We start from the raw sequence: 24,284 nt of genomic DNA, 5'->3' as shown, positions 1-24,284 counted from the left end.
AATACATACTTTATTGTCAAGGAGGAGGACTCCAATGAAGTCCCTGATGTCCTGGGTGAAGCAAGCCCGTCTGCTGGTTGCGGTATCGCTGCCGGAGTGTCAGTTTTGCCTGAAAAAAGCCGCCCCGTCCCCGGAACTCCCCGGAGTCTGCCGCAGCTGTTACCAGAGCATCCCGTGGATCCGTACCCCCCGCTGCCAGACCTGCGGTCGCCCTGTGGGCTGTCCCGATTGCAGCCGCAGCCATAGCCCCGTGCCAATCCGGTGCAACCGCAGTGCAGTCAGCTATACCAGTACCATGCGCGAAATTCTGGGCCAGTATAAATATAGAGGGAATGAACGGCTTACGCCTATATTGGGCCTGATGCTGGACAGAGCTTACGCCATGCTGCAACAAGAGCAGAGAGAGCGGCACCGCAGCCTTACTCGATCTCATCAAGGGCGAAGCACACCATTTTCCCTGTTCAAAAGAAAGCAGCGCCTCTCTGCACAGTGGCAAGCCGATCTTCTGGTCCCTGTGCCGGTGAGCGCGGCCCGCCTCGCGGAGCGGGGCTTCAATCAGGCGGAGCAGCTGGCCGGGGCATTGACCCGGCGCAGAGGAGTGCCGCAGCTTCCGCTGCTGGTGCGTACCCACCACACTGCGAAGCAGAGCTTCAAGAGCAGAAGCGAGCGGCTGGCCGACATGAAGCATGCTTTTACCGGAAATACGGACTCAGCGGTTCTTCAGACTCTTCGCAGCCATGTAGATGCTAGCAGCTTACAGCCCGGCCAGCGTCCGCTGCAGATCGTTCTGATCGATGATATCTACACGACCGGAAGTACCATCCGCGCCTGTGCCGAAGCATTGCAGCAGCTCTGCGGTTCCCAGGGCTACACTGCGGAGATCTACGCGCTGACCTGGGCGCGCTCCTAGCGGTAACACTACCTCCCAAATCTCACTAAAACCGCTTTCCTGACCGATACTAAACATAGACGGATCAGCGGCGATCATGTAATCTTAGAAGCATAAGTAATCATGAATTGTGCAGAATGACAGGAAGGGAGCAGCGGTAGAACAATGAACGTAGATAATTGTCCAAGATGCGGCCGTTTATATGTGAAGAACTTAATGAACCTGTGCCAGCCCTGCATTAAGGAGCTGGAGCATCATTATGAGATATGTGTAGAATACCTGCGCAAGAATAGAGGCACCAACATACAGGAACTGTCCGATGCAACCGAGATTTCGATTAAAGAGATCACCCGCTTCATCCGGGAGGGCCGGATTTCCATCGCCAACGCTCCCAATATGATGTACCCTTGCGAGGTGTGCGGAACGCTTATCCGGGACGGACATATGTGCGACAGCTGCCGCAGCCGTCTGACCAAGGACCTCGCCAATGCCGCCAAGGAGAGTACCGAGCAGAGCGCTCCCGCCAAGAGCTCGGAGGCCGCCTACCGCGCCGTGGACAAGTTCCGGAACTGATTAATTCTGCAAAAAAACGCTTGCAGCTATAAACTATGTTTCAACACGGGCCGATAAACTTAGTAAAGATTATCGGCTTTTTTATACAAGAAGGAAGGTGAAGTTATGAAAATTAACGAGACCGGACGAATTAATGCGATCAATCCCTACCAACGAAGTGCGGAATCGCAAAGGCAGGATCAGATGAAGAAAAGTACACGCAAGGATGAGGTATCGATATCGGATGAGGCGATCAAGCTGCTCCAGGCACAGAAGAGCGGGAATGTTGACGCTGAACGCGCGAACAAGATCGAGAGCCTGAAACAGCAAGTATCCGCAGGTACCTACCAGGTTGACGCAGCCAAGCTCGCAGCGACACTCGCCCCCTACCTTAAGCCATCCTCCGAGAATTAGGTGAACACACCCATGACCCTTACAACATTATTGGAAGTACTTGAGCGGCTGGACGAAGCGCATGTGCAGATGCTGGAGCTGGCCGCCGTGAAGAAGCAGACGATTATGGACAACAAGGTTGAGGGTCTGATCGAGATCCTGAACCGCGAGTCCAAGCTGATGAAGGTGATCGGACAGCTCGAAGAGCAGCGTGCAGAAGCGGCCTTCGCGTTCATGCAGGGGGTTGGAATCCGTTCCAACCTGAACCTGAATCTGACCGAGCTGTCCCGCCTTGTATTTGATCCAGATGACAAATCGCGCCTGCAGCAGATTCAGCAGAAGCTATCCGGCACATTGCATCGCCTGAAGCAGGCGAATGAGCTGAACCAGAAGCTGATCGAGCAGTCGCTTACCTTTATAGATTATTCCCTGGATTTGCTTGTCGGAAGACCAAATCAGGAAATGACATACCATCATCCGTCCGACAAGGGCAGCAGTGTGATGCGGCCGGGGCTTTTTGATGCCCGCGGATAACGCTATACCGCAGCAAGCACAAGGGAGGAACCAGTAGCATGACATCGACATTCCATTCCATTGAGACCGCAAGACGAAGCCTGTTCACCCAGACCGCTGCGCTCAATACGACCGGCCACAACATTGCCAATGCCAATACAGAAGGATACACCCGCCAGCGTGTGAACATGAAGGCGGCCATTCCGATTGAAGCCTATGGTATGAATAACTCGACGATGCCGGGACAGCTGGGAACCGGGGTTGAATTCACCTCCATCGAACGGATTCGTGAGATGTTCCTGGACGACCAGTACCGCGGAGAGAACTCGGCCAGCGGCAACTGGAGCATCCAGTCCGATACGCTGGATAAGCTGGAGGCAATTGTGAACGAGCCTTCGGATACCGGTATCCGCACTGTTCTGGATAACTTCTGGAAGTCCTGGTCGGACCTCAGCAAGAATCCGGAAGATCCGACTGCCCGCAAGATTGTGGTGCAGACCGCCCAGGCCCTCACGGACGCTATGAACTACATGAGCACCCAGCTCAGTAATCTGGACCGCGACCTCGGCACCAACATTGACGTCAAAGGCAGAGAAATTCAGAGCTATCTGAATTCCATCGCCGATCTCAACCAATCCATCTCCAAAATAGAAGGCATGGGCGACAAGGCCAACGATCTGCGTGACCAGCGTGACCTGTTGACGGACAAGCTGTCCAAGATTGCCAACATCACGGTGCTGGACACCGATGCCGGATACAATATCTCGCTGGGCACACAGCCGCTGGTTCAGGGGGCAACCGTGAGCGCTGCTGTGGATAGCACGTTCCTGAGCACAGCCTTCGCTTCCGGCGATCTGAAGGCCGGCGAGGCGTATGGAATGCTTTTTTCCAAGAATACTTATGTTGCAGATTATAGAAAACAGCTCGACACTATGGCTAACACCATAGCTAACGGTGAGGTGCAGGTGACCATTCCGGCAGGCTCTACATTGCCTCAAGGATACACCGTGTTAAGAGATTCAGAGATTATTAATGCAGATGGCACCCGGACCACATTGACCGCAGGAAGTGCAGTCCCCAGCCCGTTGCCGGGGGACCTCAAGACCAGTGTTATGGGTCTGAATGGTCTTCATCAGATGGGATATGCCATGAATGGAAGCTCAGGCCGGCCGTTCTTCACCTCCTCCGTAGCCGGTGAACCGATCACTGCCGCCACGCTCAAGCTGAACCCTGAGATTGCTGCTGATCCTTCGCTGTTCGCAACATCCTTGCGCACGGGTACAGACAGTTCAGGCAATGTATCGGTGATCAAAGGCAATAACACATTGGCGCTCTTATTCAGCAATATGAAGGACAATAATACCTTCTCCACAGCGGACGGCTCCAAGACAGGAACCGTAGGGTCCTATCTTAGCTCCATGGTCGGGCAATTGGGGATACAATCTCAAGAAGCTACGCGCCAGGCGAGCAATGCCGATTATCTGGTGGACCAGGTGAGTTCACGGCGCCAGTCGGTCAGCGGAGTGTCGCTGGACGAGGAGATGTCCAATATGCTGGTGTTCCAGCACGCCTACAGCGCAGCAGCCCGCTTCATGACCACCTATGATGAAATGCTCGACAAATTGATTAATTCAACCGGCACGGTCGGAAGATAAGGAGGACCATTACAATGATCAGAGTCACCTCCAATATGATGAGCTCGCAGCTGCTGCTTAACCTGAACCGCAATGCGCGCACCATGAACGATACACAGCTCCAGCTGGCCAGCGGCCGCAAAATCAACAAGCCCTCCGATGACCCGGTCGGCATCACCTATTCCCTGCGCTACCGCGCCGAGCTGTCCTCTAACGAGCAGTATACGAAGAACGTGGATAGTGCGTTGTCCTGGCTGGATTATAACGATACAGTATTGGGACAGGCGGGAGACGTAATTCAGCGTCTGCGTGACCTGACGGTACAGGCTTCTACCGGCAGCAATCCGCAGTCTGCATTGGACAGTATCAATGAAGAAGTCATGCAGCTCAAGGAACAGCTTGTGGATATAGCGAACAGCAAGCTGAACGGGAAGTATATTTTCAATGGGGAGCAGTATACGACCAAGCCTTATGAATTCGCCAAAGGTTCCGATGGAACCTATGACACCACTCCTCCAGTTACGACAGACACGGGACAAATTCAGTATATTGTCGGTGAAGGGGTACAGATGCCGATCAATCTGACCGGTAATGCAGTATTTGGTGCTACTGGCGAGGCGGATAATATTTTCTCTATTATTAATAGTCTCTCCACTGCTCTGAAGGCTGGAGATATCACTGGCATCTCTAACCAACTGGACAAAATCGATACCCGCACCGAGACCATCCTGTCCGCACGCTCCGAGATCGGGGCCAAGACGAACCGTGTCGAGCTGATGCAGGACCGCTTAAGCGATCTGAACATTAACCTGACAGATCTTCAGGCCAAGACAGAGGATGCAGATTATGAAGAGCTGATCATGAAGTCGAAGATTCAAGAGAATATCTATAATGCTTCACTGTCGGTAGGAGCAAAGATTATCTCTACAACACTAGTAGATTTTATCCGGTAACGTAGGGAGTGCTTGCTGATGCAGCCTATTTTACAAATCCGGCAGACCCCTGCACGGATCGGTATAGATGCAGACATGGGATCATTCTCCATTACTCAGCCGAAGGCCGAGGTACGGATCACGACCACACCAGGCGAACTCACGGTTCAGTCCACGCCTCCCGAGCTTACGATCGACCAGACAAGGGCACGCGCCGCATATAATGGAGGCAGTGTGCTAGATATGAACCGCAGAATCTACTCCGGCATTCAGCAGTTATACCTTCAGGCCATTGCCCGCAGAGTCGAGCAGGGAACGCGGATGGCGGAGTTTTTCAAGCCCGGCAACAGCATTGCTGAGATTGTCGGCACGGATACTGAGTCGAATTCCTTCCCTGAGCCCTGTGGTCCTGCGTCGTATGATAACGTTGACCTGCAATATACAGCCACGCCGCCAGAGATTAACTTCAGGCCGGCCACGGTGGATGTTGAGATCGAGAGGCACCGCCCGGAGACAGAATATACACGCGGCAAGCTGGATATCTATATGCAGCAATATGCTTCGATTCAATTTATACCGCCGGAATTGAATGTTCAAATGTAATGATATAAGCTATGGATGTGCTCTGAGCGCCTCGATAGCTTTTCTGTTATCTATTCAGAATGTTAGGAGTGAACAGCTTGATTATAGAATCGTTATCGATGGGGACACTGGAAGTGAGTGAGGAGCAGATTTATCATTTCACCAAGGGGATTCCCGGGTTTGATGAGGAAGCGGATTTTGCCCTGGTGGCGTTAGAGGAGTCTCCATTCTGGGTGCTGCAGTCGGTTAAGGAGCGTGGGCATTCCTTCCTGCTGGCTGATCCGTTTGCCTTCTATCCTTCTTATGAGTTTGAGCTTCCTGACGACGAAGCCGAGGAGCTCGGAATCGAATCGGAGGTGCTGGTCCGCTGCATTGTGACGCTGAAGGAGCAGGTGGAGGCGTCCACGATTAATCTGCTGGCGCCCCTGATCTTCAACCCCGGGGGCCAGACCGGAAAGCAAATTGTTATTCACCGCACCTCATATCATACGAAGCACAGTCTGCTGCAGGAGCAGCTAGTGGCTGACGGAAAGGATGGAGGTTAACATGCTCGTATTGTCCCGCAAAAAAGGGGAGACCATCGTCATCCAGGACCAGATCGAACTCACGATTCTAAGTGTGGAGGGAGATACAGTGAAGGTGGGGATATCTGCACCGAAGCATGTGGATATTTTCCGCAAAGAGGTCTACCTGTCGATCCAGGAATCCAACCGCGAATCGGTAGCGCCTCAGCCGACCGACTTGAATGCACTGATCCACCGTTTGCGTGGAGGGAATTAGTAAGAAGATTTAAGCACATAGATGATATATTATTGGAACCTGAGCTGCTTGATATAGCTCGGGTTTTTGGCGTTCAGGGCAAGAACATAAAAAAAATATAGAAAAACGGAAAAATACTCTAAACAGTTTGGGCCGGGCCGTCGATATATGTATTAGGCATTGAGCCGGCAGGGCGGCCGACCTTAATGGTTCAGTGCTTACCACAAGGATGTGGAACTAACTCAATTTCAGGGAGGAAATATCCAATGATTATCAATCATAACGTACCGGCGTTGAACACTCATCGCCAACTGTCCATCAACACTGCAAACACTAACAAAAATATCGAGAAGCTGTCTTCCGGTCTTCGCATCAACCGTGCTGGTGACGATGCTGCTGGTCTGGCAATCTCCGAAAAAATGCGCGGTCAAATCCGCGGTTTGGATCAGGCTTCCCGCAACGCTCAAGACGGTATCTCCTTGATTCAGACAGCTGAAGGCGCACTGAACGAAACTCACTCCATCCTGCAACGTCAACGCGAAATCGCGAACCAATCCGCGAACGGAACCAACACCGATTCCGACCGTCAAGCGCTGCAAGATGAAATGAACGCCCTGACTTCTGAAATCAACCGTATCGGTAACACTACTGAGTTCAACACTCAGAAATTGTTGCAGGGTGATGGGAAAGCTAACCTTAAGGGGACTTCTCTTGCTGGAATCGCGGGTAATTTGGCTAGTGGTCAAGATGCCTCGACTATTGAAGCTAAGAGAACAGATGTTATTGGTGCTACTCCATTTGGCAATACAAATACTCTTACTTATACCATTAATGGTGAAGCGTTAGCTATGACTTTCGCTACGGATGCGTCAATCACAAACACATCTGCTGTGCAAGCTTCCACTGTTACAGCTAACTCTGCGACAATTGGGGTTAATGGTACATCTGCTGCTGCTGACCAACACGTAGCAGTAAAAGATGCATTACAAGCTATGATTGATGCCAATGATGTATTAAAAGGAAACTATAAAGTTACGGTAGCTGCTGGTAACAGCATAGTGATCGAAGCTGTAAAGGGCGGTAAATTTGAGGGCGCTGCTGGTAACATTTCTGCAGGAACAGCAGTTGGTGGTACGGCTGCCAATACTCCTGGTGCAACAAGCGTAGGGAAAAACGTTGCAGCAACAGCATCTTTTAAAGAAATGGACTTTACATCTTTGGTAGCAACAGGGGCTACTGCAGTTGCTGATACTGATGCTAACATCAAAAAGCTGGTTGGAACTGGACTTACCATCAATGGTAAGCAAGTTGAATTCTACAACGCTAACGATGGTGCCTACAAAGGCGATGGTATCGGCGTAAATATCAGTACTGCTTTGGCCTCTGATACTGCTGCTAATAAAGTAAACGAACTGGTTAAGAATATTGCAACACAATTGGCTAAGAATGTTGAAGGTGTTGAAGTTACTCAAAAAGGCACAACTGGTGCAGATGCGCAGACATTAGTTATTAGTGCTGCTGTTGCTGGTAAAGCTGGCGATTCTATCGAAATCAAAGACGGCGGAGTCCAGGAAGCCTTCAAAACTTCCTTCCAGATCGGTGCTAACACTGGCCAATCGATGAGCCTTGAAATCAAAGACATGCGTTCCAAAGCTCTGGGTATCACTGGTAAAGCTGGCGATGCTGGTTTCACAGCAACTAACACAGTAACCGACGGAACTAACGATGTGAAGGGCGAGGCTGCACTGAACATTGCTACTAAAGAAGGCGCAGCAGCAGCAATCGCAATTCTGGACAAGGCTACTGCAGCGGTATCCAGCGAACGTTCTAAGCTGGGTGCGACTCAGAACCGTCTGGAACACACTATCAACAACCTGGGAACAGCTTCTGAGAACCTGACTGCAGCTGAATCCCGTATCCGTGACGTTGATATGGCGAAAGAAATGATGCAGCAGACTAAGAACAACATCCTTGCACAGGCTGCACAGGCTATGTTGGCTCAGGCTAACCAACAGCCACAAGGTGTTCTGCAATTGCTTCGTTAATTTATTCCTGCTTTACCTTAGGCTTCGGGGCGACCCGGAGCCTTTTTTCTTTTGCAGACTGTGCCAAAATCCTAAATTATCCTTGAAACTAACCGATATATAAAGTATAAATTGAGCGTTGGTGGAGGTCGGGGTTAATGAATGTACAGTTTTCGCTTACGGCTAGTACGACAACCGGCGGACAGGGCAAGCCAGAGGCCACGCCGTCTGGTACAGGGTCTGTAGCGTCTGTAGATCAAGCGTCAGGAATCCGGGATATGAAGGATATGGCCTTGAAGGAGAGACAGGGAACGAGTGTATCAGTAGGTCAGGAACAACTGATTCGCACCATCGAACGGGCAGTGAAATCTTTGCAGGGCCCCCAGACCACGCTGGAGATCAGCATCCACGAGAAGACACATGACATTATGGTGAAGGTGCTTAACAAAGACACCGGAGAGCTGATCCGTGAGGTTCCGCGGGAGAAGACGCTGGATCTGGTGGCGAATATGATGGAGCTTGCCGGTCTGCTTATAGACGAGAAGATCTAATCTAAGGAGGTGCTGTTTTGGTTACCCGAATTAATGGATTCTCAGGTATGGATATCGATAGTATGGTGAAGAGTATGATGGCGGCCAAGCGGGTACCGTTGGATAAGCTGAACCAGGACAAGCAGATCCTGCAATGGACGCGTGAGAGCTACCGGGAGATGAACAGCAAGCTGTACGACTTCGGTACTAATAAGTTGACTCTAAAATATGGCCTTAGCTCCGCTTTGAATGCCCAAAAGGCAGTGCTTAGCGGCAATACGACCGCGCTTAAGGCCGAGGCGACGGCCAATGCGACCGGACAGGAGATGGCCGTTAAGGTTACAAAGCTGGCCACAAGAACTACTTATGAGACAGCCGGCTTAGGACAAGGCATACCGGCTACAACCTCCCTGGCTGCACTGGATGGCGTTGACCTTGGAAGTATGCGAGGTCTGGATATGGAGGAGTATCTGAAGAAGGGCTTCGACATCAGCATCAACGGCGAGACGTTCAAAGATAAGGATGGGAAATCCCTGTTCAACGGTATGACTTCAATCTCTACACTGGTCGCAACGATTAATTCTTCTGCAAAAGCTAATGCGATTGCCAGCTATGATGAGATCACCGGGAAGCTGACCATTGCCTCCAAGACGGGCGGCAAAGATGGTGCAGTAGTGATGGGCTCTCCTGCCAGCAGTAACACTGTGCTGGGGCTATTCACTACAAAAAAGGTTGTAGAGACCAATCCGCTTACAGACGCTACTCTTTCCACTACATTGACGCAGCTTACCAACCAGCTTAATAATTCTGCTCTGACCGATGATGAAGTGCAGGACATTACATTCAGTATCAACGGCAAATCGTTTACCTTTAAAGGTTCCGATAATATTTCAAATGTCTTGACTAAGATAAATGAGGATAATACTGCCAAAGTAGCTGCCACCTTTGAGAATGGGGTCCTGAAGCTGACCGGGATAGTAGAAAACCCAGGTAATCCTGAAGGGGCTGTCAAACTCAGCGGAAACTCCTACGGTTTCATGAAGCTCTTCAACGAAATGAAGTCCAACCCGGCAGACGATAACTCGATTACTAAGAAGTTCGATGGTGTAAATGCCGAAGTTGAAATAAATGGTGAACCCATTAAGGATGTAACCAGCAATACATTCACCATTAACGGCATCCAGCTCACGCTGCTGGAGGTTACCAAAGCTAACGAACCAGTCATTATCAAGACACAGACCGATTCTGCCAAAGCCGTAGAATCCATTAAGAGTTTTGTAGAAGATTATAACAACCTGATCTTGGCTCTGAATTCCAAGATCGACGAGGCCAAATATCGTGATTTCAGACCGCTGACTGATGCGCAAAAGGCTGAAATGAAAGAGGCGGACGTCAAAACCTGGACTGAGAAGGCGCAGAGCGGGCTGCTCAAGAATGATGATATTATCAAGTCCGTCTTGTCTGAAATGCGCAGCATTATCAGTAACAAGTTGGGGCCATTAAGCACCCTGGGCATTACAACCGGAAATTATATGTCGAACGGCAAGCTCGTTATTAATGAGGAGAAGCTGAGTAAGGCCATCAATGAGAATCCACAGCTTGCGCTTGATCTATTCCAAGGCCCGGCCAGTGCCCCCAAAGAGGGTATTTTCGACAAAATGGCTGAAAAAATTACAGGAGCCATCGAGAAAATCTCAGAGCGGGCGGGAACGAACAGATACTCAATGGATCTTACCAGCACGTTCAAGGAAGAAAGCGTGATGGGTAAGAAATTGAAGTTATACAACTCACGAATCAGTGTCATGACCACGATGCTGAACAATACGGAGACCCGTTACTATAAACAATTCTCCGCCATGGAGACCGCCATGAATAAACTGCAATCCCAGTCCAACAGCCTGTTCTCCACCGACAATTAAGAATATTTCACAATAGAGGGTGACAAATTTGATTAAATCTCCTTACGATAAATACCGCCAGTCTTCTGTCCAGACCTCGACTCCTGCGCAACTCGTGATTATGCTGTATGACGGAGCGATCCGCTTCGTGAAGACTGCGGTGGACGGGTTGAACAAGCAGGATTTGGAGAAGTCGAATTTGAATTTTGGCAAGGCTCAGACGATCATCAGCGAGTTAATGAGTACATTGGACCACTCGATCGAAGTGTCCAAGGGTCTCTACTCTCTTTATGAATATACGAACTACCTGTTGATTCAGGCCAACATCCAGAAGAGCGCGGAGAAGGCGGAGGAAGCAGTTGGTTACCTTACCGAGCTGCGCGAGACCTGGCTGCAGGCGTCCAAGCTGGCGGCAAGCCAGACGGAGATTGCGAATGGATGAGCTTATCCGCGGGCTGGATCAGCTGACGCAGGAGATGCTGGACCGGCTGCCGGATGCGGTCTATGAGGAGCTGGAGGACTTCGTCGAAGAACGCCAAATTCTTGTCGATTCCATTGCAGAAAAGGTCGCAATTTGTCCGGCATCGGTTGCGCAAATGCGCGAAATTGAGCGAATCCTGGGTCACGATGCTGCACTTCTGGCCCGCATGAACGCCCTCCGCCTGGAGGCCCAGGACTTCCTGCAGAAGCGCAGCCAGGCCAAGATGCAGCGGAGTGCTTATGAGTCGGCTTACACGCCGGAGAGCTTCCTGATGGACCGCAAAAAATAATAGCTGGACAGTGTTTCAGCAGAGGAGCAGGCGGGTATTTACAAGCGTCGGCTCCTTTTTTGTACGATATCACGAAAAGCTGGGTTTTTCTCTTCAAATATGTCATGGTAAATTATTGAAAGTAATCATTTACTTTTCCAATTGACAATAGAGAAGCAGCGGTGGTATAGTCGAGTTGTGAGCATGACTCACGTTCATCTGATGACGAAGGGAATGTTTAGTCAATGGAAGGTAAAGTTAAATGGTTTAACGCAGAAAAAGGTTATGGTTTCATCGAAACTGCCGACGGTGGCGACGTATTCGTACACTTCTCCGCGATTCAAACTGACGGTTTCAAGACATTGGATGAAGGTCAATCCGTAGAGTTCGATATCGTTGAAGGTGCACGCGGACCACAAGCAGCTAACGTCATCAAATTATAATCATCCGGCGAAGCCGACCTACATATATGGTAGATGGTTAGCAATTGAGACAACGCTAGCGGTAGACCCTGGGGATATTCCCCGGGGTCTTTTTTACGTTGGCGTGCCCAGAGGCACGCATCATCTAGTTGGTGCAAGTCCAACCAAAGGAGGGACCAAGCCACCTTTGTAGCTAGGATGCTTGCACATGGCGAAATCTGTGTGTAAAAGCACATCGACAAAAGTACCGGTCAGAGATCGGGCGAGCAACAATCCAGGCCGCAACATCAAGTGAATCCTGCCGCGTCGTCAAAAAGGCCCTGCGAAGGGGAACAGAGGGAGCCGAGTCCCGATATAATGGACGAAGGCCAAGGAAACTGTGCAGAACTTGGAACAGCAGTGAAGAACCCTCCGGCGTATAGGGAACGGCATGGACTGAAAGATAATGCAGTGAACTGGGGAGACCCTCCCCCACACGGGAGAATTTTATTTTTTTTTTTAGGAACCCGTAAAGAGACGCTCTATAAGTCCAGAAGACGAAGTGAACCGTCTGTGGGAAGGGAGTCCGAGGGGCTTATAGTACCGAAGAACCTAAGGACAACATAACCTTAGGGAGGGAAGGAGCCCTGCTTTGTTTACGCTTTTGGAGGAGGTACGAGTGAGTGAATGCCAAACGGCTAACGACACCCAAGGAAAAAGTTCAAGAACTCCAAGAAAAGCTAGGTCATGCGGCCAAGGAGAACAACAAGCGTAAATTCCATGCCTTGTACGACAAAGTCTACCGGTGGGATGTGCTAGGCGAAGCCTGGAAACGGGTGAAAGCGAATAAGGGAGCTGCGGGAGTGGATGCCGTAACGCTCGCTGAAATCGAGAAACAAGGAGTCACGAGATTTCTCAAAAGCTGTGAGCGAGAACTGAAAGCAGGCAGCTACCATCCGCAGCCGGTACGGCGGCACTATATCCCGAAGAAAGACGGGAAGCCAAGACCACTAGGCATCCCTACGGTACGAGACCGAGTCCTACAGATGGCAACGAAACTGGTGATTGAACCCATCTTTGAAGCCGATTTTAGAGAAGTCTCCTTCGGATTTCGCCCGAAGCGAAGTGCAAAAGGAGCACTGGAACGAATCCGGAAAGCCTGCAACCGCAAAGGAAATTGGATAGTCGACGTCGATATCCAAGGCTACTTCGACCATATCAATCAGGAGAAGCTCATGAAGTTAATACAAATGCGTATCAATGACAGGCGGATCTTGAAACTCATACGGAAGTGGCTGGGGGCGGGAGTGATGGAAGAAGGAAAGGTACGGCGCTCCGATCTAGGGACACCCCAAGGTGGTGTCATTTCGCCCCTGCTGGCGAATAACTATTTGAACTACTTTGACCGGTTATGGGAAAAACACGGAAGTGGATGGGGAGAACTGACGAGGTATGCAGACGACTTCGTCGTGGTCTGTAAAACCAAAAAGGATGCAGAACATGCGTATGAACTCATCCGCACCATTATGGAACGTCTAGAACTCACGCTACATCCGACCAAAACCCGCATTGTAGGTCTGTGGACAGGAGACGAAGGCTTCGACTTCTTAGGAATGCACCACCGAAAAACGAAAGCAGAAACTTCTCAAGGGAAGGTGTACTATACCACCCAGCAGTGGCTAACGAAGAAGGCAGAGGAACGGATCCGAGGCGTGGTCAAAGACCGGTTAGCACCGCCTGGAATGCGCTGGAAATCGTTTGAGGAACACGTGGAATGGCTCAATCCAAAGATTCAAGGATGGAGAAACTACTATTACACGAAATACAGCCAAAAGAGGTTAGCGAAGCTGGATTGGTATATTTTGCAGCGATTTACCCGGTGGTATGCAAAGAAGAGAAATCGGAGGAGATGGATGAGTTCATTCCCGGAGGTCAAGTATATGGCCAATAAATGTGGACTAAAAACGCTATTGTAATCTGCATGCCCATGAATGACAAACATCGGAAAGCCGTATGAGGGAAAACCTCACGTACGGTTTGATGAGGAGGGGCTGGTTTGAAGCCAGCCCTTTACTCTAGACTGAAACCGTCTTTTTTACATTTAGCTGATAAATCCCCCTTAGAATGGGCCTAAATCCACCCCCGATTAGACACTTTGTAAAATCAATTTCAAGAAACCTGTTATGTTTACCTAAATTTTGGGTAATGGGAACCGTTGGGCTTTTTTTGTTGCCTAGTTTGCACTCTTTTATTCGCTTAGGCGTATGCTTCCGAACGTGCTTTAAGGGAAGAAGTCATGCAGTGAAGCCTATGCCCATCACAATCACAGGAGGATGAACAAACGCATGAAAAAAATGTGGCGAAGCCTGATGACTGGAGTCCTTGGGGTGTCGATGCTGTTCGGTTCACTGGCAAGTGTATCCGCAGCGCCGACGCCTAAGGACATTCAGGGACACTGGGCACAGAAGCAACTACAGAGCTGGCTGGACAAAGGATACCTCGGCGGTTATCCTGACGGAACGGTGAAGCCGAACAAGGCTATTACCCGTGGTGAATATGTGGCACTGATCAACCGCCTGTTCGGGTTCACCGAGACGGCTTCCATTAGCTTCACGGATGTGAAGACATCCAACTGGGTCTACAGTGAAGTAGCCAAGGCGGTCAAAGCCGGCTACATCGGCGGGTATGAGAACAATACCTTCCGGGCCAATAACCCGCTTACCCGCCAAGAGGCTGCAGTCATTGCTGCCAAGGTGCTTAAGCTAGGGACAAGCTCCAATGCGATTAAATTCAAGGACAATGCCCAGATCGCGGCATGGGCCAAGGCTGCTGTAGCAGCGGCGTCCGATAAGAAGATCATCAACGGTTATCCTGACGGCACCTTCGGTCCGAAGAAATCGCTGACCCGTGCCGAAGCAGTGGGCATCATCAGCAATTCGGTAGCCCACAAGCCAGGAACTGGCGGCGGAGTAATCCCGACTCCAACACCGGTTGCAACCCCAACTCCAACAGCAACACCTGTACCGAGCACCAGCCCAACAGCTACTCCGGTTCCAGGCGGTAGCGGTGGCGGTACTGGCGGCGGCGGAGGAGGCGGTGGCGGTGGCGGCGGCAACGTGAGCCAGCCATCGGTGAGCAATGTGACTTATGGTCATGTCGGTTCAGTGACTGCAGATGTGTATGTTACGCCTTCTGTAACAGGAGCGGTGTACTATGTTGTAGCTCCTTACAGCACGAACGCAACAACACCAACTGCGGTGCAAGTGAAGGACGGATTGATTAGTGCAAACTCTGCTGGAGTTCATTCCGGCAAAATCGCAACAACTGCCAACACTACCGTTACATTCTCGGTATATGGTCTGAATGCAGGTACAGAGTACACTGTATACGTTGCCCTGACTGATACTTCCGGCAACTGGTCCGGCGTAACGCCGCTTCAGTTGAAGACAGCAGCCGGCACGGACACTTCCGTTACCCAGGTTGGAATCACCAGTGTAGCTAGTGTGTCAGCTGAAGTATATGCGAGCTATGGCAAGGCAGGCGTACTACCAGTTCCGCTGAAATACGTGGTGGTGAAGGCGGACGAAGCTGACCCTACAGCCCAACAAATTTCTGAAGGAAAGAACAGCGCTGGCGTTCACTTGACAACACCTATGGCAGGTACACTTACAGGTAACCCGGCTATGAAACAAAGCATTAACCTGACGGGACTCACTGCCAATACAGCGTATAAAGTCTTCTTTATCACTGATTCGAGTGGCAACCTCTCTCCAGTAGAGATTCTGCGGGTCCATACGAAATAAGCAGTTTTTAAAGCTGCATCACCCGGTCCGGCTGGGGCGACTTTACGCTCCGGCCGGGCTTTTTTCATAAATGGGCTTGTGAAGGGGCTTGTGCATGACACCTTTTGTTAGTTAGATGTAAAGGCTGACAGCTTTTGTTTTTTACTTAGCCCTGACAATTTGCTATAATGAAAAGGTAAACAAAGGAGGAGTGCCTTATGCAATTCAGCATTCGAGGTCAACAAATTGAAGTGACCGACGCTTTGAGAGACTATGTTGATAAGAAGCTCAGCAGACTTGAGAAGTACTTCGAAGCACCCCCTACCTCAGAAGGATATGTGACGCTTGGCGTCGTTCGCGGCCTTCATACGGTGGAAGTGACTATCCCTCTGTCCGGTGTGACGCTTCGTGCTGAAGACCGCAGTGACGATATGTATGCCTCCATTGATGCCGTAGTGGACAAGCTGGAACGTCAGATCCGCAAGCACAAGACCAAGCTGAACCGCAAGTTCCGTCAGGAAGGCAGTCTGAAGACCCTGTTTGTTGAAGGGGCAGGCAGCTCTGTTGCGGTTGAAGAGCAGGAGCAGGATTACGATGATCTTGAGGTTGTGCGGAACAAACGGTTCACCTTGAAGCCTATGGATGTGGAAGAAGCGATTCTGCAGATGAACATGATCGGACATACGTTCTTCGTGTTCTCCAACATTGACACCTCTGAAGTCAGCGTTGTTTACAAGCGCGATGACGGCAAATACGGACTGATTGAACAGGGATAACCCGGGTTACCCGAGGGCGCTCAGTTCAGCCTGAAGCAGACAATGAGATGAGCCCCTATTCGCCTCTAGCGAATAGGGCTCTTGTGCGTATATACACCAGATTCACTGAAATGCCATTCTTTGTCCTTTATTAAGCGGATTATACAGAATAAGGTTAGGGCGGCTTGTATTGCGGCTTCTCTTACAAACTGTTACAATTTATGAAGCAGCGGAATCGAAATTTGATCTGGCCCTTTCACTTAAGTCTTGAGGATGGGCTCGGTTCCACCATCTGTGTTGCATGAAAGGGGTTAACCATGCTAGGACTTGTTAAAAAAATATTTGGAGATACCAACGAACGTGATGTTAAACGTCTCATGAAGACGGTCGAAGTCATTAATGGTCTGGAGCCGGATTTCGTCAAGCTGACGGATGAAGAGCTGCGGGCGAAGACAGAAGAATTCCGCGCCCGGATTGAGAAGGGCGAGACGCTGGAGGAGCTTCTTCCCGAGGCATTTGCTACCGTACGCGAAGCTTCCAAACGGACGCTGGGCATGCGGCATTTTGACGTTCAGCTGGTTGGGGGCATGGCGCTGCATGAGGGCCGCATCTCCGAGATGAAGACCGGTGAAGGCAAGACGCTGGTTGGAACGCTGCCGGTATATCTGAATGCGCTCCTGGGCAAAGGCGTGCATGTCGTAACCGTCAATGACTACCTGGCTCAGCGCGACAGCGCACAAATGGGACAAATCTATAATTTCCTGGGCATGACCGTCGGGGTGAACCTCAACGGCATGGATCATAATGATAAACAACAGGCGTACGCCTGCGATATTACGTATGGAACAAACAATGAATTCGGGTTCGATTATCTGCGCGATAACATGGTGCTCTATAAGGAACAGATGGTACAGCGCCCGCTGTACTTCTGTATCATTGACGAGGTGGACTCCATCTTGATCGATGAGGCGCGGACGCCGCTGATCATCTCCGGGCAGGCCGAGAAGTCGACAGAGCTGTATTATGCAGCCGACCGGTTCGTCAAGAAGCTGACGCCTGAAGAAGACTACACCATCGATATTAAGGTGAAGTCCGTTGCGCTGACCGAGAAGGGCGTGGCTACGGCGGAGAAGGCTTTTGGCATCGAGAACCTGTATGATCACAGCCATGTTACGCTGAACCATCATATCGTGCAGGCGCTGAAGGCGAACGCTATTATGCGCCGGGACGTAGACTATGTAGTCAATGATGATGAGGTTATGATCGTCGACGAGTTCACGGGACGTCTTATGCAGGGCCGCCGTTACAGCGACGGGCTGCACCAGGCGATTGAAGCCAAGGAAGAGATTGAAGTGCAGAATGAGAGCATGACGCTCGCTACAATCACCTTCCAGAACTACTTCCGTATGTACCGCAAGCTGGGCGGCATGACCGGTACAGCGAAGACGGAGGAAGAAGAATTCAAGAAGATCTATGGCCTGGAGGTTCTCCAGGTGCCTACGAATAAGCCGAACCAGCGGGTTGATATGCCGGATGTCGTCTACAAAAGCGAGAACGGCAAGTTCAACGCGGTCGTGAATGAAATTGTGGAACGCCACAAAAAGAATCAGCCTGTACTTGTAGGTACAGTATCCATTGAGAACTCCGAACGCGTATCGGAAATGCTGAAGCGCAAGGGTGTGCGGCACCAGGTGCTGAATGCCAAGCATCATGCGGCCGAAGCTGAAATCATCTCTTACGCCGGTCAGCCGGGCACCGTTACAATTGCCACCAACATGGCCGGACGCGGTACGGATATTGTGCTGGGTGAAGGCGTTACTGATCTTGGCGGCTTGCACATCATTGGTACAGAACGTCATGAATCGCGCCGGATTGACAACCAGCTTCGCGGACGTGCCGGACGCCAGGGTGACCCGGGCTCCACGCAGTTCTACCTGTCACTGGGTGATGAGCTGATGAAGCGCTTCGGAGCAGACAACGTGCTCAACATGATGGACCGCCTCGGCTTCGAGGAGGACCAGCCGATTGAGAGCCGGATGATTACCCGGGCGGTGGAATCCGCGCAGAAGCGGGTAGAAGGCAACAACTTCGACATCCGCAAAGTCGTCCTGCAATATGATGACGTGATGAACCAGCAGCGCGAGATTATCTACAAGCAGCGCCGTGAGATTCTGGAGTCTGACAATATTAAGGACATCGTAGTTGAGATGATCAAGCCGGTTATCGACCGCGTAGTCAATGCTCACTGTAGCGATGATATCCCTGAGAACTGGGAGCTGCAGGAGGTTGCAGACTATGTGAACAGCAAGCTGCTGGATGAGAATGAACTGACCCGTGATGATCTGTGGGGCAAGGAAGTCGATGAAATGATCGAATTCATCTTCGGCCGCGTCCTTGAGAAATATGCTGCACGTGAAGAGCGTCTGGGCTCCGAACTGGTTCGCGAATTCGAGAAAGTCATTGTCCTGCGTTCCGTAGACAGCAAATGGATGGATCACATCGATGCGATGGATCAGCTTCGTCAAGGGATTCACCTCCGTGCTTACGGCGGTACCGATCCGCTGCGCGAATATCAGTTCGAGGGCTTCGAGATGTTCAACGCTATGACAGCGAACATCCAGGAAGAAGTCGCGACCTATATTATGAAGGCGCATATCGAGACCAACCAGGAACGGCAGTCGGTCGTGGAAGAGAACAAAATCTCCACGAACGCCGAGCCGGCTGAGAAGCGTCCAGTGCATGTGGAATCCACCGTCGGTCGGAACGATCCATGCCCATGCGGCAGCGGCAAGAAGTACAAGAACTGCCACGGCCAGGCGTAAGATGTGTCCGGTGAAATAATGAGCAGGCATTAAGCTGCGAATACCTTTCACCCTACTGCACTTCCGGTGTTGTTCACTGGCACTTGGGTTTATATTGACAATAAAAGGCGGCTGGGCCCGGGGGACTCCCCGTTTGCGGCCCGGCTGCTTTTTTGGGCTTCGGATGTCATGTTGAAAGCGAAGCGGGACTTGAAGTGGATCGGTTGTTCACCTAATTAGGGTGGAAGTAACGAAGGGGAAGTTTGGAACTGTAGGAGCGGTAGCGTCCGCCTTTGTGCCCGGATTGAATCCGCTGAGCGGTATAATCAAATGAATCTGGGCACAACAGCGGCCGGAAGTCCAAACATTCACCGCAGTTACGATGTACACCTAATATGGAATTCATCCGAACCACAGACTGTTCAGGCGAAGCTGAACAACATGCCCCCGCAGCCCAATCAGCACCGGCGCAATATTTTATTATGAAAGGTGATGTGATCCAAGTGATCGATCCTAATGTGAAGCAGGACCTGCGTGAAATCGGCAAGAAATTAACCAACCTTAGGGGGTCACTTTGACTTAGACCTGAAGCTGGAGATTATCGCGAACTTTGAAGAGAAGATGGCGGCGCCTGGATTCTGGGATGATCCCGAGCAGGCGCAGAGCGTGATCAGTGAGATGAACGCCGTGAAATCGGTGGTGGACCAATATCATAAGCTGCAGCAGGAATATGACGATGCCGAGATGATGGTCGAGCTGGCCGATGAGGAAGGCGACGATGCCCTGGCTGCCGAGATGGCGGAGACGATCCGCGGGATCAGCGGCAGAGTGGATGAGTTCGAGCTGCAACTGCTGCTCAATCAGCCATACGATAAGCTCAATGCGATTCTGGAGCTGCATCCGGGTGCAGGCGGCACCGAGTCCCAGGACTGGGGCCAGATGCTGCTGCGTATGTACACACGCTGGGCCGAGAAGCGCGGCTTCAAGGTCGAGGTGCTGGATTACCTGCCGGGGGATGAAGCGGGAATCAAGAGTGTAACGCTGCTCATTAAAGGGCACAATGTGTATGGATACCTCAAGGCCGAGAAGGGTGTGCACCGGCTGGTGCGTATTTCGCCTTTTGACTCCTCGGGCAGACGCCATACCTCCTTCGTATCCTGTGATGTCATGCCGGAGATTTCGGATGATGTTGAAGTGGAGATCCGTACCGAGGATCTGAAGATTGATACGTACCGGGCCAGCGGCGCGGGCGGTCAGCATATTAATACGACAGACTCGGCTGTGCGTATCACGCATATTCCTACCGGGGTGGTGGTGACGTGTCAGAATGAGCGTTCCCAGATCAAGAACCGGGAGCAGGCGATGAAGATGCTGCGGTCCAAGCTCTATGAGCGCAAAATTCAGGAGCAGCAGGCCGAGCTGGATGAGATTCGCGGCGAGCAATCAGACATCGCTTGGGGCAGCCAGATCCGCTCGTATGTGTTCCATCCGTACAGCATGGTGAAGGATCACCGCACTTCGGTGGAGACCGGCAACGTCGGCGCAGTCATGGACGGCGATCTGGACGGGTTCATCGACGGCTATCTGCGCAGTCAGATCAAGACGGAAGCTGAATAAACGTAACCCTATTCCTACGCGTCTTCGGAGGTGTAGGGATTTTTTTCTGAACATAAAGGAGCAGGGCACAACGATGCAAAAAATCAATTCACGCAACAAACCTCCGCTGATTCCCTTGAACGGGCCGCTGCGCCATACCGTGGATATCGCACTGATTCTGATCGGCTCGCTGATTACGGGGCTGGCGTTCAACCTGTTCTTCCTGCCTAATCAGATTGCTTCTGGCGGCGTATCGGGACTATCCGTGCTGGCCGAGGCCTGGTTCGGCGCGGAGCCGGCGTTCACGCAGTGGGCGCTGAACATTCCGCTGTTCATTCTCGGTGTCATCTTCCTCGGGAAGCAATATGGCATCCGCTCGTTGCTGGGGAGCTTCGTGCTGCCGCTATTCATCTACTTGACCAAAGACGGTCCAGTACCGACCACGAATCCGCTGCTTGCTTCTATTTATGGGGGGATTGGCGTGGGACTCGGGCTCGGGTTAGTCTTCCGGGGGCGCGGCTCGACAGGCGGACTGACCATCGCGGCGCAGATTATCCAGAAGCTCACCGGCTTCAGCTTCTCGCTGTCCGTGGTGCTGCTGGATGGGACGGTGATCACACTGGCTGCTTTTGTGCTGGGGATGGAGCAGGCGATGTATGCCCTGATCGGGCTGTTCGTCACCGGCCGGGTCATTAATGCGCTGGAGGTAGGCTTCAGCGTAACGAAGGTCGCGTATATCATCTCGGATCACACGGAGGCGATCTCCCAGGCGATTCTGAATGATCTGGACCGCGGGCTGACGAAGCTGAATGCGCAAGGCGGCTACACCGGAGATAACCGGACTGTGCTGATGGTCGTGGTAGGCCAGAACGAAATTGCCAGATTGAAGGCGATTGTCCGCTCGGTGGATCCGGGGGCTTTTGTCATTATTACGGAGGCGCATGAGGTGCTGGGCGAAGGATTCAAAAGAGAAGCGTAGATTTCCTTGATTAAGGGGCTCTGCGCTTCTTTTTTAGCTGGAAAAAGGCCTGAATAAAGTTGACGTTACATGTTGTATTTATATTAATACGGTCGTATAATAATACATATTTGCAGAACGGTCAGGACCGGGCGATAATGATAGAAATGAGATAGAGGAAGCGGGGATGACAGTGACAGGCAAGCTGAGAGCGGCAATTGTCGGATCAACAGGATATGGGGGCGTAGAGCTGATCAGGCTGCTGCAGGGCCACCCGGATATTGAGATTACTTCAGTGATCTCCTCATCGAGCGCAGGAGCGCCGATCGAGGAGGGCTTCCCGCATCTGACGGGAATTGTACAGCGTAACCTGGATGGCGTCGATGCCGCCGAGATTGCGGGCCGGGCCGATGTTGTTTTTACAGCAACTCCTTCCGGGGTGAGCGCGAAGCTGGTGCCGCAGCTGCTGGAGGCAGGGCTTAAGGTCGTGGATCTGTCGGGCGACTTCCGGCTGAAGAATGGTGCGGAGTATGAAGAGTGGTATAAGCATCCGGCTCCGCCGGTGGCGTATCTGGAGCAGGCAATCTACGGGTTATGCGAGGTGTATGGTGAACAGGCGGCAGGCGTGGACTTTATCTCGAATCCCGGGTGTTACCCGACAGCGTCGCTGCTGGGGCTGGTGCCGGCACTGGCCGCAGGCTGGATTAAGCCGGACAGCATCATTATCGATGCGAAATCCGGGGTGTCCGGGGCGGGGCGGGGTACGAGCCTGATGGTGCATTTTGCCGAGATTAATGAGAACTTCAAAGCCTACAAAATGAACAAGCATCAGCACATCCCGGAAATCGAGCAGGTGCTGAGCGATATCGCCCAGGAGAAGGTAACCGTTACATTCACTACGCATCTGGTGCCGATGACCCGGGGGATTATGAGCACGATGTATGCCAGTCTGACGGGTGAACACAGCGAGCGGGAACTGGTGGACTTATACCGTAACTATTATGCAGACCGGCCGTTTGTGCGGGTGCGCGAGCCCGGCATCGTTCCGGCGACGAAGGAAGTCAGCGGATCGAATTATTGCGATATCGGCTTCGCCACAGATGCACGTACCGGGCGGGTCACTATCGTGTCGGTCATCGACAATGTTGTTAAGGGCGCAGCAGGGCAGGCGATTCAGAACCTGAATTTGATGATGGGATGGGAGGAAACCCGCGGGCTGGGCTACACACCAGTGTATCCATAAGCTATTTGCGGTCAAACATACATGAGCGAGCATTCATTATATACCGTCGTTGACGGCGGAAGCATTACTGCACCCAAAGGATTCATTGCCGGAGGCCTGCACTGCGGTCTCAAAAAAACCGAGCGCAACGACCTCGCCGCGATCCGCTGTGAGGTGCCTGCGACGGCGGCGGCGGTATATACGACTAATGTGTTTCAGGCAGCTCCGCTGAAGGTGACGCGCGAGAGTCTGGCGGACGGAACGCTGCAGGCGGTTATTGTGAACAGTGGTAACGCGAATGCCTGCACAGGTGAGCAAGGAGAGGCGGATGCGTATGAGATGCGTGCGGCCGCTGCCCGCCATCTGGGTGTGAACGAGCTGGATGTGGCGGTGGCGTCAACCGGCGTGATCGGCGAGCTGCTGAAGATGGATTGTGTGCGCAGCGGGATTGAAGGGCTGCCGGAGAAGCTGGATGCGGGTGCTGCCGGTGCCGAGGAGTTCAGCCAGGCGATACTGACAACCGATCTGGTCAAAAAAGAAAGCTGCGTAAAAGTAACGGTAGGCGGGACAGAGGTCATCATTGCCGGAGCCGCGAAGGGCTCCGGGATGATTCACCCGAATATGGCGACGATGCTGGGCTTCATGACCACGGATGTGCTCATTGATGGAGAGGATCTGCTGGGCCTGCTGCGCACGGCGACGAATTCTACTTTTAATATGATTACTGTCGATGGCGATACTAGTACGAATGACATGCTGGTCGCCATGGCCAGCGGGCTGGCGGGCAATGAGAAGCTGACGCGGGAGCATGCGGATTGGGAGGCTTTTGCGGCGGCGTTCACGCATGTGTGCCGTAGTCTGGCGATGGCGATTGCCCGGGACGGAGAAGGCGCAACGAAGCTGATCGAGGTGCAGGTGAGCGGGGCGGTGCAGGATGAGGCGGCCGCAGCGATTGCCAAGACGGTGGTCGGCTCCAGCCTGGTGAAATCGGCGATCTTCGGTGCGGATGCCAACTGGGGACGGATCATCGCGGCAGTAGGCCGCGCAGGTGTTCCGGTCTCGCCGGAACGGGTGGATATTAAGCTGGGTGAGATCGAGGTGCTGCGCGGATCGCGTCCGGTGGCTTTTGATGAGGAACAGGCACTGCATTATCTGCAAAAAACGGATACCGTGCTGATCTCGGTCACCCTGTCGGATGGAAGCGGCAGTGCTACCGCCTGGGGCTGTGACCTTACGTATGATTATGTGCGGATCAATGCGGCTTACCGGACGTAACCTGCGCGAATGCGCGGGGATTGGCGGCCGGAAGCTTAT

Annotated in this window: 23 protein-coding genes; all 23 read left to right on the top strand. The window is 52.0% G+C overall.

Annotated features, from left to right (window positions below; all coding sequences use genetic code 11):
- Positions 1–34 precede the first annotated feature (34 nt).
- The 23 genes from K1558_RS08895 (at position 35) to argJ (ending at position 24,245) form a co-directional block, all read left to right on the top strand.
- Positions 35–910 (top strand): ComF family protein, encoded by an 876-nt coding sequence (locus tag K1558_RS08895; RefSeq protein ID WP_238651138.1) that lies wholly within the window; start codon positions 35–37, stop codon positions 908–910.
- A gap of 144 nt (positions 911–1,054) precedes the next feature.
- Positions 1,055–1,462, top strand: a complete 408-nt coding sequence (locus tag K1558_RS08890) for a TIGR03826 family flagellar region protein (protein WP_238651137.1) — start codon at positions 1,055–1,057, stop codon at positions 1,460–1,462.
- A 105-nt stretch (positions 1,463–1,567) separates the two neighbouring features.
- Positions 1,568–1,855, top strand: coding sequence for a flagellar biosynthesis anti-sigma factor FlgM (flgM, locus tag K1558_RS08885; RefSeq protein WP_238651136.1), 288 nt, complete (start codon positions 1,568–1,570; stop codon positions 1,853–1,855).
- Between the two features lie 12 nt (positions 1,856–1,867).
- Positions 1,868–2,368: a flagellar protein FlgN gene (locus tag K1558_RS08880; protein ID WP_238651135.1), complete on the top strand. Its 501-nt coding sequence runs from the start codon at positions 1,868–1,870 to the stop codon at positions 2,366–2,368.
- Positions 2,369–2,406: 38 nt separating this feature from the next.
- Positions 2,407–4,002: a flagellar hook-associated protein FlgK gene (gene flgK, locus K1558_RS08875; protein ID WP_238651132.1), complete on the top strand. Its 1,596-nt coding sequence runs from the start codon at positions 2,407–2,409 to the stop codon at positions 4,000–4,002.
- A gap of 14 nt (positions 4,003–4,016) precedes the next feature.
- Positions 4,017–4,934: a flagellar hook-associated protein FlgL gene (gene flgL, locus K1558_RS08870; protein ID WP_238651130.1), complete on the top strand. Its 918-nt coding sequence runs from the start codon at positions 4,017–4,019 to the stop codon at positions 4,932–4,934.
- A gap of 18 nt (positions 4,935–4,952) precedes the next feature.
- Positions 4,953–5,516, top strand: a complete 564-nt coding sequence (locus K1558_RS08865; protein ID WP_238651128.1) for a DUF6470 family protein — start codon at positions 4,953–4,955, stop codon at positions 5,514–5,516.
- A 77-nt stretch (positions 5,517–5,593) separates the two neighbouring features.
- Positions 5,594–6,040 (top strand): flagellar assembly protein FliW, encoded by a 447-nt coding sequence (fliW, locus tag K1558_RS08860; protein ID WP_238651126.1) that lies wholly within the window; start codon positions 5,594–5,596, stop codon positions 6,038–6,040.
- Between the two features lies 1 nt (position 6,041).
- Entirely contained in the window at positions 6,042–6,275 is a 234-nt protein-coding gene (gene csrA / locus K1558_RS08855; protein ID WP_238651125.1) for a carbon storage regulator CsrA, read from the top strand.
- 245 nt (positions 6,276–6,520) lie between these two features.
- Entirely contained in the window at positions 6,521–8,299 is a 1,779-nt protein-coding gene (locus tag K1558_RS08850; protein WP_238651123.1) for a flagellin N-terminal helical domain-containing protein, read from the top strand.
- Positions 8,300–8,436: 137 nt separating this feature from the next.
- Entirely contained in the window at positions 8,437–8,829 is a 393-nt protein-coding gene (locus K1558_RS08845) for a flagellar protein FlaG (RefSeq protein ID WP_238651121.1), read from the top strand.
- 17 nt (positions 8,830–8,846) lie between these two features.
- Entirely contained in the window at positions 8,847–10,727 is a 1,881-nt protein-coding gene (fliD, locus tag K1558_RS08840; RefSeq protein WP_238651118.1) for a flagellar filament capping protein FliD, read from the top strand.
- Positions 10,728–10,755: 28 nt separating this feature from the next.
- Positions 10,756–11,148 carry a flagellar export chaperone FliS gene (gene fliS, locus K1558_RS08835; protein WP_238651117.1) on the top strand — a complete coding sequence of 131 codons (393 nt, stop codon included), beginning with the start codon at positions 10,756–10,758 and terminating at the stop codon, positions 11,146–11,148.
- The gene (locus K1558_RS08830; protein ID WP_238651116.1) at positions 11,141–11,476 is read left to right on the top strand and encodes a flagellar protein FliT; all 336 of its coding nucleotides are present in this window, start codon (positions 11,141–11,143) and stop codon (positions 11,474–11,476) included. The genes fliS and K1558_RS08830 overlap by 8 nt, the downstream gene beginning before the upstream one ends.
- A gap of 224 nt (positions 11,477–11,700) precedes the next feature.
- Positions 11,701–11,898, top strand: coding sequence for a cold shock domain-containing protein (locus tag K1558_RS08825; protein ID WP_019915069.1), 198 nt, complete (start codon positions 11,701–11,703; stop codon positions 11,896–11,898).
- A 641-nt stretch (positions 11,899–12,539) separates the two neighbouring features.
- Positions 12,540–13,832 (top strand): group II intron reverse transcriptase/maturase, encoded by a 1,293-nt coding sequence (gene ltrA, locus K1558_RS08820; protein WP_238651115.1) that lies wholly within the window; start codon positions 12,540–12,542, stop codon positions 13,830–13,832.
- Between the two features lie 369 nt (positions 13,833–14,201).
- Positions 14,202–15,659 (top strand): S-layer homology domain-containing protein, encoded by a 1,458-nt coding sequence (locus K1558_RS08815; RefSeq protein WP_238651114.1) that lies wholly within the window; start codon positions 14,202–14,204, stop codon positions 15,657–15,659.
- A gap of 197 nt (positions 15,660–15,856) precedes the next feature.
- The gene (gene hpf, locus K1558_RS08810; protein ID WP_238651113.1) at positions 15,857–16,414 is read left to right on the top strand and encodes a ribosome hibernation-promoting factor, HPF/YfiA family; all 558 of its coding nucleotides are present in this window, start codon (positions 15,857–15,859) and stop codon (positions 16,412–16,414) included.
- Positions 16,415–16,710: 296 nt separating this feature from the next.
- Complete coding sequence (gene secA, locus K1558_RS08805) at positions 16,711–19,215, top strand: preprotein translocase subunit SecA (RefSeq protein WP_238651112.1); 2,505 nt, start codon at positions 16,711–16,713, stop codon at positions 19,213–19,215.
- 461 nt (positions 19,216–19,676) lie between these two features.
- Positions 19,677–20,811 (top strand): peptide chain release factor 2 gene (gene prfB / locus K1558_RS08800; protein ID WP_238651110.1). Its coding sequence is split into 2 segments (ribosomal slippage): positions 19,677–19,769 and positions 19,771–20,811, totalling 1,134 coding nucleotides; the frame shifts between segments, so codons are not numbered across the junction.
- A gap of 73 nt (positions 20,812–20,884) precedes the next feature.
- Positions 20,885–21,769, top strand: a complete 885-nt coding sequence (locus tag K1558_RS08795) for a YitT family protein (protein ID WP_238651109.1) — start codon at positions 20,885–20,887, stop codon at positions 21,767–21,769.
- Positions 21,770–21,935: 166 nt separating this feature from the next.
- Positions 21,936–22,991, top strand: a complete 1,056-nt coding sequence (gene argC, locus K1558_RS08790; protein ID WP_274528476.1) for an N-acetyl-gamma-glutamyl-phosphate reductase — start codon at positions 21,936–21,938, stop codon at positions 22,989–22,991.
- 21 nt (positions 22,992–23,012) lie between these two features.
- The gene (gene argJ / locus K1558_RS08785) at positions 23,013–24,245 is read left to right on the top strand and encodes a bifunctional glutamate N-acetyltransferase/amino-acid acetyltransferase ArgJ (protein WP_238651107.1); all 1,233 of its coding nucleotides are present in this window, start codon (positions 23,013–23,015) and stop codon (positions 24,243–24,245) included.
- Positions 24,246–24,284: the final 39 nt, after the last annotated feature.

Source organism: Paenibacillus piscarius (genome assembly GCF_022234545.1).
Classification (GTDB): Bacteria; Bacillota; Bacilli; order Paenibacillales; family Paenibacillaceae; genus Paenibacillus_AQ; species Paenibacillus_AQ piscarius.
Note: the sequence above shows the minus strand (reverse complement) of the source record. Positions and strands in the feature narration are given on the sequence as shown.

Bases quoted from the DNA above. Each gene is read 5' to 3' on its own strand.
- K1558_RS08825 (WP_019915069.1), top strand. From the start codon at position 11,701: ATGGAAGGTAAAGTTAAATGGTTTAACGCAGAAAAAGGTTATGGTTTC.
- csrA (WP_238651125.1), top strand. From the start codon at position 6,042: ATGCTCGTATTGTCCCGCAAAAAAGGGGAGACCATCGTCATCCAGGAC.
- K1558_RS08815 (WP_238651114.1), top strand. From the start codon at position 14,202: ATGAAAAAAATGTGGCGAAGCCTGATGACTGGAGTCCTTGGGGTGTCG.
- K1558_RS08895 (WP_238651138.1), top strand. From the start codon at position 35: ATGAAGTCCCTGATGTCCTGGGTGAAGCAAGCCCGTCTGCTGGTTGCG.
- K1558_RS08880 (WP_238651135.1), top strand. From the start codon at position 1,868: ATGACCCTTACAACATTATTGGAAGTACTTGAGCGGCTGGACGAAGCG.
- K1558_RS08830 (WP_238651116.1), top strand. From the start codon at position 11,141: ATGGATGAGCTTATCCGCGGGCTGGATCAGCTGACGCAGGAGATGCTG.
- K1558_RS08865 (WP_238651128.1), top strand. From the start codon at position 4,953: ATGCAGCCTATTTTACAAATCCGGCAGACCCCTGCACGGATCGGTATA.
- hpf (WP_238651113.1), top strand. From the start codon at position 15,857: ATGCAATTCAGCATTCGAGGTCAACAAATTGAAGTGACCGACGCTTTG.
- K1558_RS08795 (WP_238651109.1), top strand. From the start codon at position 20,885: ATGCAAAAAATCAATTCACGCAACAAACCTCCGCTGATTCCCTTGAAC.
- flgM (WP_238651136.1), top strand. From the start codon at position 1,568: ATGAAAATTAACGAGACCGGACGAATTAATGCGATCAATCCCTACCAA.
- secA (WP_238651112.1), top strand. From the start codon at position 16,711: ATGCTAGGACTTGTTAAAAAAATATTTGGAGATACCAACGAACGTGAT.
- flgL (WP_238651130.1), top strand. From the start codon at position 4,017: ATGATCAGAGTCACCTCCAATATGATGAGCTCGCAGCTGCTGCTTAAC.
- K1558_RS08890 (WP_238651137.1), top strand. From the start codon at position 1,055: ATGAACGTAGATAATTGTCCAAGATGCGGCCGTTTATATGTGAAGAAC.
- K1558_RS08850 (WP_238651123.1), top strand. From the start codon at position 6,521: ATGATTATCAATCATAACGTACCGGCGTTGAACACTCATCGCCAACTG.
- K1558_RS08845 (WP_238651121.1), top strand. From the start codon at position 8,437: ATGAATGTACAGTTTTCGCTTACGGCTAGTACGACAACCGGCGGACAG.
- flgK (WP_238651132.1), top strand. From the start codon at position 2,407: ATGACATCGACATTCCATTCCATTGAGACCGCAAGACGAAGCCTGTTC.
- argC (WP_274528476.1), top strand. From the start codon at position 21,936: ATGACAGTGACAGGCAAGCTGAGAGCGGCAATTGTCGGATCAACAGGA.
- argJ (WP_238651107.1), top strand. From the start codon at position 23,013: ATGAGCGAGCATTCATTATATACCGTCGTTGACGGCGGAAGCATTACT.